Here is a 14,907-nt window from a genome sequence, read left to right on the forward strand (position 1 = left end):
CAGAAAGCCCCTTTATAACCTTCAAAATATAGCTTTCAACCTCTTTTTTTGCCTCTATAAATTTTGCCTTTTTTCTTATTTTTTTCACTTTTAAAGACATTTTTCAACTCCTTTTTATATCAAGTGTAATCACTGTGTAATCAAAGTGTAACCAATTTTTGATTACACCTTATAACTATCTTTATTTTTACTTTTAAACCAAAATTCCAAACTCCAAGTGTAATCAAATTTTTTTTATTCTCTTTTATAGAGATGATGATATTTATTAATCAAAAAAATCCAAAGTGTAATCAAAAAATCCACCCCCTATGTATATATAGAAAAACTATTTTTATTATTTTAGAAAAAAATTACACTATAATGAAATTATAACTATTAATTATCTAAACTATTTTTAAAAATATCAATTGGTTGAATTTCTACTGCTGTTACAGGTCTAGTTTTTGTACTAAATTCATTTGCTGGAAAACGTACAGACACCCTATCATCTAGGATAAAATTAGCCTCTTTTAACTGCTTTTTCAAAGTGGACATATCCAACAGCTCCAAACTACTATTTGTTTTTTTATGCTCATCAGCAATAGCTTTGTACAAAATATTAAACCAAAGATAGTGTCTCCCATCTTTCACTTGATAAAATGATCTTGGATCTTTGTCAGATTCTGCCACCAACTCCAATAGAAGTAGAAAGTTTTTAACAGTTGTTCTCTCATTTTTCCCAAGCTCATTGAGAAATAGTAAAAACTTATCTACAATTTTCCTATTCAAATTAACTATCTTTTTCAATGCCAACAACCCAGTATATACACATTTTATATTGTGCAGTTGCCTATCATCTCTTATATCTGGGAATATTTCCCGTAATTTCTGCTTTTTAACAACTATCTTTCCATCAGCTAATCTATTTAATATAGCTTGTTTCCCTAATTTTTCCAGTAATTGAGTGTTCTTAAACTTCTCAAATACCCTATCATTACTTTTATTTTCTTGATTTAACTCAACAGATAAAATTCTATTTCTAATTGAAACATCATTTATTTTTGTTTCCCCAGAGATAATAAGAGGGGTACACAATTTATATTCTAATAGTTTAGTTGTAAGATTTCCTTGATTTACAGTTTTATTGTCATATACTGATCTAATGGTACTTAACAGTTCATCTGTTTTATCTTTAATTGATTTAGTTGTTAATTTTATCTCATCTAAAACCCAAGGCGTTATGTTAGAACAACTTGATAGCAATCTTATTTGATGTATTGTCACAGTGCTTAAACTTTTTATATTATCTCTACTTCCTAAGAGAATACGACAGATAAACTCTCCAAATATTGTTTTACCAACTGATGTAGATCCTTCTAATTCTAATATTGGATATGAACCTAAATTATGCAATCTTCCCAATGCCCAGCATATTCCCAATAAGCTTTGGTTGCTATCCTTTCTTAAATATGGAAGAAGTTCTTTTAAAATCTTTTTATCCCCTCTAGTTAGTTCTGGAATAGAATTTAAACTTTGGATATAAAGCTCATTTTTATCACATATTGCCTTTGAAGAAGTGTCATAATATTTTTCATCAATTATCCCATAATGATCAATATCTATAACAAATTTATCTCTATTTTGTTGTAAAATCCAGCTCCAAAAGCTAGGAATACTATTTTTTGAACCATAGTAATAACCAACATTTTCAACTATACCATTTAAAAATAAAAGCTCACTTTTACTTGCTCTAAACTCTTTTGCTCTCCCCATATTATATGTAATTCCCTTAATAAACTTATTTGAAATCTCCTTAATCTCAAGGATAAAATCTGTAATCTGTTTCTCCTCTCCCCTCTCTTTGATAAAATAACCATTTTCACCTTTAAAAAACCGATCTTCCTCTATCTCTTCTACTATCTCAAATTTTTCCACTTTTTTACAATTTGCAACAATCTCCCTTATTTTTCCTATCCCTTCACCCATTAAAACCTCATTAAAATCCTTGTATTCACCCATATCCACACAGTAGATCTCTTCATTTTTCCAATTTAACTCTTTTAAAATCTTTTCATAAGCTTTCTTTCCAGCCTCATCTTTATCCACAGCAATTATTATCTTTTTAAATTCCAACAACCAATTTTTCTGATTTTTAACTGCATTTATATCTGATGCTCCAAAAGGTAAGCTTACAACATTTTCAAAACCACTTTCCAATGCACTTAAAAGATCAATCTCCCCTTCCACAATTATTATGTAATTTCTCTTAGTTATATGTTGCCAATTTATAAAGTAATCCCCTTTGCTCCCTCTTTCACTATGCAGATACTTTTTAGCCAAATCACGATATCTTATTGCAACAACACTCTTTCCATCGGTTATGGGTATCATCATATTATTGTTTTTTCCCAATCTGAATAACCTGTCTAAATATCTCTCTCCTATACCTCTACTTTTTAGATAATCTCTCCACTCTTGATTTAAAAGGCAATTTCCTCTACTAAGGAACACTTCATTTAGATTAACTGCCTCATCTTTAATTTTGTTGCTCCTTTCAACCTTTTCTTTCTCATTTCCAGATAATACTAATTTTAAGAAATTGTAGAAATCTCTATCATATTTTTTTAGATCTGCAAGACTTCCAGATTCTCCCTCTCTGTGACAATAAAACTGCCTAATCTCTCTGTTAAATGAAAAGTCTGGGTTTTTCCCCTCTCTCTTGCATATGGGACAATAGTCAAATCGCATTTGATTGCCATATACTTTGTAGGTATACTCTTTCTTCATAAAACTCCCCCTTATGTTTTAATTTATTTGATTAACTTTTGTTGATTAGCATATGTTGAATTATGTGAAAAAGATTTACTGTTATAAAAAATCATAATTTTTTTATTAAATATACTTAATTTTTGAAAAAATTAGTTTAAAAGAAAAGCCCTCATCTCTATGGGAGCTTATAAAATTTCCAGACAATACAAAATGAAACTTAAATTATCAAAATATTTTTTGATTACTAAGTTTTCTATTTTCTATTAATTATGTTTTTGTGAATTTTTTTAATAAATTTTCTGCTAATGATTTTTTAGGTGAAATGTAAAACAAAGATGAAAGTTAGATAAGCTTTTAACCATTAGGCAGTAGGTCTTTCGGGGAAAATTCCAACTTTAACTTTTAAAGCTTCAATCTAAAAAGTTCTTTTTTCCTAACAATTAAAAGCTTATATTTTTATTATAGCCTATTCTTATCATTAAATCAAGTGTTTTTTTGAAATTAATTAATTTTTATTAGATTTTAAAATTATTTGAGATAATTTAGTTAAAAAAGAGGTTTTTTATTGAATTTGCATTCATTTAGCTATCCAAATTCTATAAAAGATTATCTAGTTTAAAGTTTAATTTTCATAATACTAGGTTATCTTTTAAATTTAAATTATTAAAACTTATATTTTTAATATCAACTAGCCTTCATACTAAAGAATAAAGAATCCCTAGGCTCATTTCGTTGAAAATGCAAAACTCGACTTCGTCTCAAACACGTTGCATTTTCTTAACTTCATTTCGCTGAGGGATTCTAGTATTCTCTAGTGAATTACGGCTTTAGTTGATATTAGGGTAGAAATTTTTTTTAAATATTTTCTATCTCCCTTCCAAACATCTTCTTAATAACTCTATTGCAGGTTCATCATCATTGTTTCCTGTTCCAAGCTCCCCACGAAAAGCTCTATCAAGTATTGTTTTCTCAAGAATTTCAATTTTATTTTCCAAAGAGATAAGTTCTGAAATTCTATTTTCCTCTTCAAATACCTTGTCTAAAACTCTTACTATCTCTTTTTGTTCCTCTAATGGTGGTAGAGGGATAATAAGATTTTTTACAGAAGTTAAATTTAATTCCTTTTGATTAGTACTTCCAGTTGTCATTGAATCTAAATTTGATTGAACATTATTTGATATTAAATACTTATGAATACATTGTGGAAGTAATGATTTTGAAGTTCTTACAACTGTTACATGTGAATCAGCTACCATTTTTTGATTTGCTACATCATCTTTTAAAATACATAATCTTCCAACAGTTCCTGTACCAGTAGAATTCCAAAGAATATCATTAGGAAGTAAAAATCTTTCTTCAGTATATTTTGTTTCTTCAGAAGTATATCTAGCTTTAGTTAAATCAAAACCATTCCATTGTACACATTTTTGAGAAATAACAAAAATTGGAGAAAGATCAACATATTTCGGACTTTTTCCACGTTGAATATAATTACAAATATCTTCTAATCTAGTCCAAACCCAATTACTAGGCAATTTATAAGGTTCTTCCTCTGCTCCTACTAACATTTCATCAATAGCTTTTAATTTAGGTTTAGCAGGTTTCTTTCTTCCCTCATCTTCAGCCTTTTTACACTCATCTTCCCATAGTTTAAGCTTTTCATCATTGATTTTAACAAGAAGTTCTCTAGCATTTTCAGTATGATTTTCACCTCTCCACTTCTCTGTCAGCTCTCCACTAAATGCTTTAGAAAGAATAGCCTCTCTTCTTGAAGTAGTTTTCTCTTTTACCTCTTCAATAATCTCTTTTATTTTTTGAATCTTTTCAAATAGAGAATCTAATTTTTCTACTATTCTTTTTTGCTCTTCTAGTGGGGGAAAAGCTATTTTTAAAGTTTTTAATAATTTACTTTTTATTCCTTCAACAGTGCTTCCTGTTGAGTGTTCTTTTAATTGTAATTGAAAATATGTTGATAACATTGAATAAAATAAAAATCTTTTATCAAAATTTATATTAGTTAAAGTTATAACTCTTTGTGCTAAAGCAAATTTATAATCAAAATTTAATTGTGCTACATTTCCTAGTGGAGCTTCTGTTGTTATAGCAACATCTCCTTTTTGGGGAATTCCTCTTGTCATCCAACCATCATAATCTTCAACTTTTATAAATTCTCTAGGTTCTTCATTTATGTAACCTTTTTTTATATTTTTAGCAGTAATTAAAGGAATTCCATTTTCTACTTTTGTTGGTGTTTTTCCTCTATAATCAATAAATTCTGTTATATCCCCTAATCTAGTCCAAACCCAATTACTAGGCAATTTATAAGGCTCTTCCTCTTTAGCCACTATTGATTGTTCCAATCTCTCCTCAATAGAAAGCTCCCCTTTTTTCTTAGGCATCTCTCTTCACCCCACAAAGATCAAGCTCCTTTAAGATGCCCTTTAACAGATCAAGAGCCTCTTCCAATCTCTCTATACACTCTTCCCCATTTTCAATAGGATTTTGTAACTCCTCTTGAGAGTCATCAACCTTTAAAAGCCCCATATCAAGTGAGTAATCTTTCTTCTCAATCTCCTCTAATGTAACCTTTGTCCATCTCTCTAACTTCTCTTTCTCTTCCTCGTTGTTGAATGTTCTTTCAAACTCCTCAAAATGCTCCTTAGTTAGTGGGTTAGTCTTACCAAAGTTAGGCATACTGCTTCTTAAATCATAGTACCAAATCTCCTTAGTGTTCTTTTCATTTCCCTTCCCTCTAGTGAAAAATAGTACATTTGTCTTTACCCCTTGAGCATAGAATATACCTGTTGGAAGTCTTAAAATTGTGTGAAGATTGCATTTATTCATCAAATCTATACGAATATCCTTTCCAACTCCCCCTTCAAATAGCACATTATCAGGTAAAACTATACCTGCTCTTGCATTTCCAGTTGTATTCAAAGAGTTATAGATCACTTGTAAAAAGTTTAACTGCTTATTTGAAGTATCATAGATAAGGTCATCTCTAGTGGCTCTCTCTCCCCCTTTCTTTGTTCCAAATGGTGGGTTAGATAGAACAACATCAAAACCATTTAACTGCTTTCCAAACTCTGACAGAGTATCCCCTTGAATAAAGTTTCCCCCAATGTCGTGAAGAATAGCATTCATAAGCCCCAATCTATGTGTATCAGGAACTAATTCACAAGCAGAGAAAGCTTTAGTTTCTTGGAACTCTCTCTCCTCGTCACTGATAGTTCTCTCATCAGTTCCAAAATAATCATCATACTTGTTTCTTAGATATTTATCAGCCTCAATTATAAAACCAAAAGTCCCCCCAGCAGGGTCGCAGATTCTCTCTCCTAAATCTGGAGCAACAATTCTCACAATAGAATCAATTAAAACTCTAGGTGTGAAGTATTGCCCTGCCCCTGACTTCTTCTCTGAGGCATTTTTCTCTAAAAGCCCCTCGTATAGATCCCCTAAATTTTCCTTATCTTCAGAGTACCACTCAATTTTATTGATCTCTGTAAATATCTTTTTAAGGTTTGCAGGTTCACCAATTCTTGTTTGAGCATTTCTATATATTGTTCCAAGAGTTGATGATGCTTTACCAAGGTTTAAAAGAGCCTCTTGATACTTCCCTCTAAGCTCTGTACCATCAAGTTTAACTAGCTCTCCCCATCTGTACTCCTCTGGAATACCGATTTTCTCCTCTGTTTCCAACTCATTGGCAATTCTTAAAAATAGAATATATGTTAGCTCTGTTACATATTCGTGATATGTAATTCCGTCATCTCTCAATACATTACATAGATTCCATAGTTTTTGTACAATCTCATTATTAGTCATCTTTTTCCTCACAATCAATTTTTATTTTTATACATTATTTAATACATCGTTAGATTTTGACAAAGTGCCTTTGTACTTACTTTTATTAGTCAAGCTAAGTTCACAAAACTAAAATTTTAAATATCAGCTAAATTCCATGTCGTAGAATAAAGAGAGAGTAGAACTCATCTGACTAAAATTCCGAAACTCGACTTCGTCTCAAACACGTCGGAATTTTTAGCGTCAGATTTCGTAACTCTCTCTAATATTCTTCTCCAAATTCCATTTTAGCTGATATTAGAGATTAATTCTCCCTAACATCAAGTTGACGTAATTTCCAAAAGTAGAGGAACTTTAGCGACTACTACTTTTGAGACACAGGCGAAGTCCTGTGTTACATTAAGGATCACAGAAACTCCGTTTCTGCGTCTCAATAATCATAGTCGTTTTATCAAACTCCTTGATTATTGGAACTTTGCTGTAAACCTAGCGATATGCTAGATAATTAAATTTAATTTAAAAGTATCCCATCATAGATAATATCCATTATCTCATCAAGCTTACCTTGGAGAATTTCATCTATTTTTTTAATTCCCCCATACTGCTTTTTAAATATTCCACTATCAAAATCCTCTTTAGATATATACTCATCTTCACTTTTTAAAACCATCTCTATTCTGCTAATAATCTTCTCTTGACGAGCATTCCACCTATTCAATTTTTTGATTTTCTCCATAACTCTCTCAATCTTTCTATCTCTACTGATTAACTCCTCATCTTTTTCATCAATAGCATATTTTACAAAAGATAGAATATCTATTAAAATATCCTCATTTTTTAGGTTTTGATAAGCAGTATTAAGCTTTGTTTTGCTATATCCATAGGCATCTAATTTAGATTTAATATCTTTTAAATCCTCTTTAGTAAATGCTTTAGGATTTGTTTTCAATATCTTTAGTGCCTCAATTTTATCTTCATTTTCCTTGATATATTGTTTAAAACTTTCAAGATAATCTTCAGGAGTTTTATCCTTTCCAAAGCTTTGGTTGAAGTTTACAACAACATCATCTTCCTCAGCAATTATCTGGTAATTTTCCCTTTTTAAGCTATCCAAATATATTAAAAACTCTTTCTCCTTTTCTAAAACCTTGATTTTCTTGTTATCTGGAGTATTTTTCAGATCCACAAGATAGCTATCTATATTAGTTACCTCTTCTCCCCTCATATATCCAGATAATACCTTAATATCATTTGATTTTTTCTCTTTAATAATATTTTTCTTTCTTTGAATTCTTCCAATAATTTGATCCATAAAGTATGAAGTGGCCTTTTCATCACCCTTTATAGTGTCAAATTTTTCAAATAGCTCCTTTACAGAGGTTTTAGGGTTTGCCACCACAGGTTTCATATCTGAATACTTCTCTAAATCCTCATAGATTCCTACAGCATCATATATTTTAAAACACTCTTTTTTAATAGCTGGACAAAGTCTAGTTGCCCTACCTATCATCTGTTCATATAGTATTCTACTTTTAACCTTTCTTAAAAATACCAAATTACAGATTTTAGGCACATCTATACCAGTTGTTAAAAGATCAACTGTAACTGCAATAGTTGGGTAGCTGTCATTTTTAAACTTTCTAATAAGCTTGTCCACATCTTTTACAGAGCCAGTTATTTTTTTAATCATATCGTTGTTCATAGAGTAATCCCCAAGCTTGTCATACTCCTCTTTTAAAATTCTAACAACCATATCAGCGTGCTCATCATTTGCACAGAAAATAAGGGTTTTCTCCTCTCCAGTAGGATCAATTCTCTCTACAAGAGCATTGCAAATAGCACGATTAAACCCCTCTGTAATAACCTTTGTATTAAACTTGCTCACATCAAAATTAAGCTCATCCTCTAGGTTTTCTATTGTTTTTACCTCTTGAGAAACCTTGTCATATACCTTGACATCACAACCTTTTTCAAAAGTTATACCATCTTTAGAGAGCTTAGTTTCCATAATATATGGTGGCTCAAAGTCTACCAAATACCCATCTAATACAGCTTGTCTATATGAATACTCATACACAGGCTCACCGAAAATATCATAGGTGTGTAGAGCTGGTGTAGCTGTAAGAGCTATCTTGTCAGCATCAAAATACTCAATTACATTTCTATATTTACTTTGATACTCCTTCTCATCTCTAATCAATGTCTCCTCTTCAGTTGGTATCCTATCTAACACATACCCTCTGTGTGCCTCGTCAACTATTATACAATCATACTTTCCAACTGATAGATAATTCTCATCACTTGGAGAAAGCACCCTTTTTATAAGCCCTTGAATAGTTACAATATGCACCCTTGTATCAGTTTCAGGGAATTTCTCCTCAAGCCCCATTATACTATAAATTTTAGATAGTGGAAATTGCTCCTCAATCTTTACATTTTTAAAAGTATCGTCTGCTTGTTCTCCCAAACTTGCCCTGTCCACAACAAATAAAATTCTGTTGTACTTCTTACTTTTTAGCAATCTGTATATCAATGCCAAGGCTGTTCTTGTTTTCCCTGTACCTGTTGCCATTGTTAAAAGTACCTTGTGTTTACCACCTATCAAAGCCTTTTCCACAGCCTCAATAGCCTCAGCTTGATAATATCTTAAATTAAGCCCATCAGGTGATCTAAGATAATCTAAAGAGTTTTCAGCCAATGTTTTATTAGCTAGCTCCTCATCTTTATTTAACAAAATCTCCAAATCCTCTGGAGCATAGAAACCTTTTAAAGCTTTTGGAAGATTTCCAGCTTTTCTACCATCTAAAAACCATATACCAGATTTCTCAATAAATTCCTTGTTGTATTCACGTCCATTTGCTGAAAATAGAAATGGTACCTTATAACTTCCAAAAGGTGAGCCATCACAGAAACTTATACCCTCTCTAAGCTCTGCCCCCTTGGCATACATATCTGAGTCCACATTGAGAGCAGTTAGGACATCTACCCCCATTCTCTTTGCCTCAATTACTCCATAGAACTTGTTTTTATAGAAAAGTGCATAGTCAGCCCAACCTTGCTCACCATCTTCTTTTTTACAAGGCCACTCAGCTATTGCCATTGCCTTGCTTTTATCAGGTAAAACCTTTCTATATCTGTAATTCAACATAGGGGTATTAACTTCCCAACCAGCCTCTCTCAACTGATCATCAATTAAAACCCTTGTCTCTTCCTCACTTAGCTCCATAGGCTTTTTATTTTTGATAATTCTCTTTCTCTCTTCAGGTGTTTTAAATGAAATATCTTGAACCTTTAGATTTTGCAACTCCCTCTCTCTGCTTTCCACTTGAGAGAGCAATGCCTCATATTTTTCCTTGTAATCTACATATTCAGGTGTTTTATACACAATATTGTCTGAAGTGAAAGTGTAGTCACTACCATATACCTCATTGAACCACCCACAAAGTTTTACCACCAAAGATAGCAAAACCTCTGCCTCTGACAACTCACCTTTCATATTGTGTACAGCTGTATTTCCAGCTTTTCTAATCTTATGGAAAATTCTATCTATATCATCTGGAATTAAGCCATTTTCTTTTAACATTCTAATTCTGTCAACTTGATTTTCAACCTCTGGTAACTCCTCAACTTTTACCATTAGTTTTGCTATATACTCCCCCAACTGCCTAATTTTAATAATTGCTGTGTTGGGATCTTTGTGCAGTGTGTATTCTGCCATCTCCCCAATTTGAGCTAAAGCACTCCAATCTTTTTTTAGAAAATAAAAATTAGTTGCCATGTAAATCACCCCAAAATACAAATATCTTATATTTTTTAGATTATAGTTTTATTTATTGTTCACTTGCTTTTCAAAATTATCACTCTTTTTTTCAATGATGATTTTATTATCTTCAAATTTAACAATAACTTCTCTTTCCTCTTTAGTAATGCCCATTTGTGCAATCCAAGTTTTAGGAAGACTTATTCTAGTTGTATAAGTTCCCTTCCCATCACTATTAAACATTATTTTTAGTTCCCTCATAGTGTCTCTTTCTTTCATTGTTACACTCCTGTTGACTTTATACAAATTAACTGTTATAATTATTATAGCAATACACTAAGTCTACTTGACGTAGAAAGATAAGGAGATATGGCGTTATCTCCTTATTTTAATAATAAGAATTTTATAAATCTTCCATAGATATTATCTTCTAATGGGAGATTTTTTTTATATCTAAAATAGTTTCTTAATAGTGGACTTATAACTAATGGAATTAAAAATATTATTGCAATTATTATAACTACTTTCATCTATTTAATCCTCCAACTTTTTTATTTTCAAGGCTGGAGGAGATGGCGTTCTCCTCCAAGTGTGTTACTTTTTCTTACCTTTTTTATTTTGGCTTTTCTTTTCGTCGAAATATTTAAGCCATTCTCTAATTTCTTTAGAGATTAAAGGCAAGACAGCAATTAGTGCAACTAAGATGCTCAGCAATACACTCACCTCCTTGACAATATCATTATATAACGAACACCGTAAAAAAGCAATGTAATTTCAGTTTTTAAGCTTTGATTCAACTAAAAAAACCAGTCTACCTATTAAGTAAACTGGTTTTTTATTTTAGCTATCTGATTTTACACAAGCTTAATTTCTAATTTTTTCCCTAATGCCTTTGCCAATCTCTTTAAAAAATCTAAAGAGGGATTTGCATTTCCATTTTCAAGCCTAGAAATATTAGCTTGTTTTGTTCCCATTCTATCAGCTAACTCCCTTTGAGAGATATTTTGCTCCATTCTCTCTCCTATAACTTGTTTCATTAATTCTAACTCAGGTTGGAAATCTTCCCACTCTTTTTTAAATTCAGGATCTTTTAATTGCTCGTTTAGATATTCTTTAAAAGTCATATTAATTCCTCCTCTCAAAATCAGCTTTATATTTCAATGCTTTCTCTATTTCGCTAGTTGGTGTTTTCTGTGTTTTTTTTATAAAACCATTAGTTAAAATAGCTCTATCTTCTACATAAAAGAAATAGAATATTCTTGTAATATCTGAAGAAAATTTTATTCTAAGTTCAAATATTCCATCTTTTATTTTTTATAATATCATAGTTATAGTTTTTATGCTATATTTTTTCTTTGATATAAAATTATATTATTTTTTGACAAAAATATACCATTGGTGCTATAATCAAATAAATGGAGGCAACCATCTAAAATAAGGTTTAAAATGAAAAGCACGATTAATTTCGTGCTTTTTTATAACTATTCTATTTAAACTTTCCATTAAAACTCTATTTTATCAATTTTATTCTCTATAATTTGACTTTTTGAGATATTATTGATATAATTAAGATACCAACCCGTATAGGGAACTAATAAATAAATATGATAAAAAAAACGCTATGAGATAGGCTTTCACTTCGGTGGAAGCTTATTTCATGTCTAGTTAAGGAGTGGCGTCCTTAATAGGCAGTTGATCATATTTTATTTATTAGGAGGTAGAGAAATGGCTGTAACCATTCATCAGCTAACAATTTATCTTGACGGAGGAGCTGTTCTTTTAATTGGAATACTTCTTCTTATTTTTATTTTATTAGCAAGGAGATACTGATAGTCAACTCTGACCTCACACCCTACGGGGTTTTTTATTTAAATTTCTTTGACAAATAGTTTCTGTCGGTGCTATGCTATAAATATAAAAACTTCTAAAAGTATAATAAGCTAACCATCTAAAATAAGGTTTAAAATGAAAAGCACGATTAATTTTGTGCTTTTTAATTTAAAAAATATATATAATATTTAATTTATATGGTATAATATAAAAAAGAAATTTTTTAGAAAGGAGTTGAAAAATATGGCAACATCATCATTTACAAGAAAAATAGTGATAACAGGTAAAGAAGCAGTAGATATGATAATAGATGGTTTAGTATCAGATACTCCTGAAAAAGATTTAGAAGAAGTTCAAAGAAGAAAAGAGGTATTTGAAAAAAATAGAAAAAGGGGGAGAGAGCTATTAGTACAATTTGCCTCTCATTACAAGAAATAATAGATTTTCTTCCACAAGATGTAGTAGAAAACTTTATAAATAGTTTTTCTTGCAGTAAAGATATAGATATTGAATTTTTTTTAAAGAATAAAGCTCTCCTATTTCAAAAGAAAAATAAAGTAAGAAATTATTTTATTTTAGATGAAGAAAAATTTGCCAATGGAGAATTTGATATTTTAGCATTTTTTGCATTATCTACCAAAGTTTTATATTTACCTGAAGAGTTATCTAAAAGTCAAAGAAAAAAAATAGATGGCTTATATAATGGAGTTTCAGAGGTTTCAACTTTTCTGATTGGACAAATTGGGAAAAATGATAAAAATAAGGATAAAATTTCAGGAAAAGATATTTTAGAATATGCTTGCAACTATATAGAAGAGGCTAGTGAAATTATAGCAGGACGGGTTATTTTAGTAGAAGTGAAAGATAATCCTAAATTAATTAGTTTTTATATGAAAAATAATTTTCAACTGTTAAAAAATACTGCAGAAAATGAAGAAAAATTATTACAAATGATAAGAATTATATAAGTTTATAAAGAGTTTAGAGGATAGTTCCAATAAACTCTTTATTTTTTATAAAAGTTAATTATTTCTTTGACAAATGGTTTCTGTCGATGCTATAATATAAATATGGAATATTAATTCCAAAACCTATTTTTTCAAAAAATAACAGGTTAAAATTTAATAGCTCCTTATAAATGCTAGAACAAATGCTCGTTAAATTACAATTTTCAAGAAAAAGTTGTACGAGTAAAAGGGAAGAAAAAAGAAATAGTACTAATTACTGAAACAAGTGATTAAAAAATGCTCCTTAAATTTTAAAATTAAAGATACCTTTAATTCTGATAAATTCAAAAAACAAGGGTATAAGGAGCCGACCATCTAAAACAAGGTTTAAAACTACTGTGTATTTAAACAAACTTATTATTTGCTGTTTAAGTGGAGTATAAGGAGCTAACCATCTAAAATAAGGTTTAAAACTAAAAAAACCAGTCTACCTATTAAGTAAACTGGTTTTTTATTTTATTTAATATATTTTATCTGTATCTACTAAATTGAGGACAACTGCTACTCGGCATACGTGCTCCATAGATTTCACATCTTTTTCCATTATAGTATCAACAATCTTTACATTTACCTGCCATTTTCCCTCCTTATGCAAGATGTCTTTTTACAGTGTTGTATTCAATATCAAAATAACTATTTATAGACTCATATACAGCCTCAATTATATCATCATCTATATAGTTATTCAATTTTAAAATCAATGTTGCTATTGCTGCTAAATCATCACTATATCCAACTACTGGAACAACATCAGGAATAGCATCAATAGGAAATATTAAATATCCCAAAGCAGCTACAATAAGAGCTTTATTCCCTAAACCTATATTATCACTTTTCATAAGATGATATAGAGCCAAAATTTGACACAATGATTTTACTCCAACTTTTTTAAAAATAGATGCTATTGTAGACCAAAACTCACTATCAGAATAATGTTTTTCATAAGACATAAAAATTCCTCCATTTTTTTATTAAGTGTTAGTTAAAAATTGCCAATTAATCTAAAATCTCATCAATTAAACTTGTAAGACTTATTATAGGTAAAATTAATTTTGAAAGCATATTTTCTCCTCCTCTCTTTCCCTTGGTAAATCCATTTTAACAAAGAAATTTACTAATTTTTTTAGAAATTTTACTTTTTTTATTCTCCCTTTTCCTTTACAAATTTAGTTTATCAGAACTCAATTACATTATTTTTTTGAAAATTACCTTTTTAAAAGCAGATTATTTTTGACATTTTTATTTTAAATATGGTATAATATTAACTAAGTTAAGTGAGAGATGATAAGGAAAAAGGCTAAATTACATTAAAAAAATAGCGATAGTTAGAAATTATAATAATTATAATCTCTGTTATATAACAAAAATGAAGAAAAAATGTTTCTGAAATAGGGAAAAAATATAAAAGTGTTCTCAATTTACAAACCTATACCTACATTATTCACATTGCACCAAGTGGCAGTAATTGAGGGATTCAGCAATTTACCTATTAGGAGACATTACCATTTAAAATAAGGTTTAAAACTCAAATATTTTCTTATCATGATCTGGAACATGTTCGTCATTTATTAGGAGACATTACCATTTAAAATAAGGTTTAAAACTGATTTTAAGGTTTAAAACTGCTTTGCAATTCTGTCTACTTCTGCAACTGTGATTATTAGGAGACATTACCATTTAAAATAAGGTTTAAAATTAAAAAAGCACGATTAATTTCGTGCTTTTTTGTGTTATAACTATTTTATTTTAAATCCAATA

The 14,907-nt window shown here is 29.9% G+C and carries 10 protein-coding genes; 1 reads left to right on the top strand and 9 read right to left on the bottom strand.

The window, feature by feature from the left end:
* Positions 1–375: 375 nt before the first annotated feature.
* From I6E31_04240 to I6E31_04275, 8 genes are all read right to left on the bottom strand, one after another.
* Positions 376–2,766, bottom strand: coding sequence for a toprim domain-containing protein (locus tag I6E31_04240; GenBank protein ID MCF2639178.1), 2,391 nt, complete (start codon positions 2,764–2,766; stop codon positions 376–378).
* A gap of 848 nt (positions 2,767–3,614) precedes the next feature.
* Positions 3,615–5,147: a restriction endonuclease subunit S gene (locus tag I6E31_04245; GenBank protein ID MCF2639179.1), complete on the bottom strand. Its 1,533-nt coding sequence runs from the start codon at positions 5,145–5,147 to the stop codon at positions 3,615–3,617.
* On the bottom strand, positions 5,140–6,573 hold the full coding sequence (locus I6E31_04250) for an N-6 DNA methylase (protein MCF2639180.1): 1,434 nt from the start codon (positions 6,571–6,573) through the stop codon (positions 5,140–5,142). Before I6E31_04250 ends, I6E31_04245 begins: the two co-directional genes overlap by 8 nt.
* A gap of 490 nt (positions 6,574–7,063) precedes the next feature.
* Positions 7,064–10,330, bottom strand: a complete 3,267-nt coding sequence (gene hsdR / locus I6E31_04255; GenBank protein ID MCF2639181.1) for a type I restriction-modification system endonuclease — start codon at positions 10,328–10,330, stop codon at positions 7,064–7,066.
* A 48-nt stretch (positions 10,331–10,378) separates the two neighbouring features.
* The gene (locus I6E31_04260) at positions 10,379–10,591 is read right to left on the bottom strand and encodes an AbrB/MazE/SpoVT family DNA-binding domain-containing protein (GenBank protein ID MCF2639182.1); all 213 of its coding nucleotides are present in this window, start codon (positions 10,589–10,591) and stop codon (positions 10,379–10,381) included.
* A 104-nt stretch (positions 10,592–10,695) separates the two neighbouring features.
* Positions 10,696–10,842 carry a hypothetical protein gene (locus tag I6E31_04265; protein ID MCF2639183.1) on the bottom strand — a complete coding sequence of 49 codons (147 nt, stop codon included), beginning with the start codon at positions 10,840–10,842 and terminating at the stop codon, positions 10,696–10,698.
* A 324-nt stretch (positions 10,843–11,166) separates the two neighbouring features.
* Positions 11,167–11,442 (bottom strand): helix-turn-helix transcriptional regulator, encoded by a 276-nt coding sequence (locus tag I6E31_04270; GenBank protein MCF2639184.1) that lies wholly within the window; start codon positions 11,440–11,442, stop codon positions 11,167–11,169.
* Positions 11,438–11,623, bottom strand: coding sequence for a type II toxin-antitoxin system RelE/ParE family toxin (locus I6E31_04275; protein ID MCF2639185.1), 186 nt, complete (start codon positions 11,621–11,623; stop codon positions 11,438–11,440). Before I6E31_04275 ends, I6E31_04270 begins: the two co-directional genes overlap by 5 nt.
* Positions 11,624–12,385: 762 nt before the next feature.
* Between I6E31_04275 and I6E31_04280 the strand changes: the two genes are divergently transcribed.
* On the top strand, positions 12,386–12,580 hold the full coding sequence (locus I6E31_04280; GenBank protein MCF2639186.1) for a hypothetical protein: 195 nt from the start codon (positions 12,386–12,388) through the stop codon (positions 12,578–12,580).
* A gap of 1,156 nt (positions 12,581–13,736) precedes the next feature.
* On the opposite strand, the gene I6E31_04285 is transcribed toward I6E31_04280, so the two are convergent.
* A complete protein-coding gene (locus I6E31_04285) occupies positions 13,737–14,099 on the bottom strand; it encodes a DUF1232 domain-containing protein (GenBank protein MCF2639187.1) in 363 nt (120 codons plus the stop codon).
* Between the last annotated feature and the right edge of the window lie 808 nt (positions 14,100–14,907).

The sequence above is a fragment of the Fusobacterium varium genome, from assembly GCA_021531615.1.
Lineage (GTDB): Bacteria > Fusobacteriota > Fusobacteriia > Fusobacteriales > Fusobacteriaceae > Fusobacterium_A > Fusobacterium_A varium_C.

What these genes read in the sequence shown, in the direction of transcription:
- I6E31_04280 (MCF2639186.1), top strand. Translation starts at nt 12,386, where the DNA reads ATGGCAACATCATCATTTACAAGAAAAATAGTGATAACAGGTAAAGAA.
- I6E31_04240 (MCF2639178.1), bottom strand. Translation starts at nt 2,766, where the DNA reads ATGAAGAAAGAGTATACCTACAAAGTATATGGCAATCAAATGCGATTT.
- hsdR (MCF2639181.1), bottom strand. Translation starts at nt 10,330, where the DNA reads ATGGCAACTAATTTTTATTTTCTAAAAAAAGATTGGAGTGCTTTAGCT.
- I6E31_04285 (MCF2639187.1), bottom strand. Translation starts at nt 14,099, where the DNA reads ATGTCTTATGAAAAACATTATTCTGATAGTGAGTTTTGGTCTACAATA.
- I6E31_04265 (MCF2639183.1), bottom strand. Translation starts at nt 10,842, where the DNA reads ATGAAAGTAGTTATAATAATTGCAATAATATTTTTAATTCCATTAGTT.
- I6E31_04250 (MCF2639180.1), bottom strand. Translation starts at nt 6,573, where the DNA reads ATGACTAATAATGAGATTGTACAAAAACTATGGAATCTATGTAATGTA.
- I6E31_04245 (MCF2639179.1), bottom strand. Translation starts at nt 5,147, where the DNA reads ATGCCTAAGAAAAAAGGGGAGCTTTCTATTGAGGAGAGATTGGAACAA.
- I6E31_04260 (MCF2639182.1), bottom strand. Translation starts at nt 10,591, where the DNA reads ATGAAAGAAAGAGACACTATGAGGGAACTAAAAATAATGTTTAATAGT.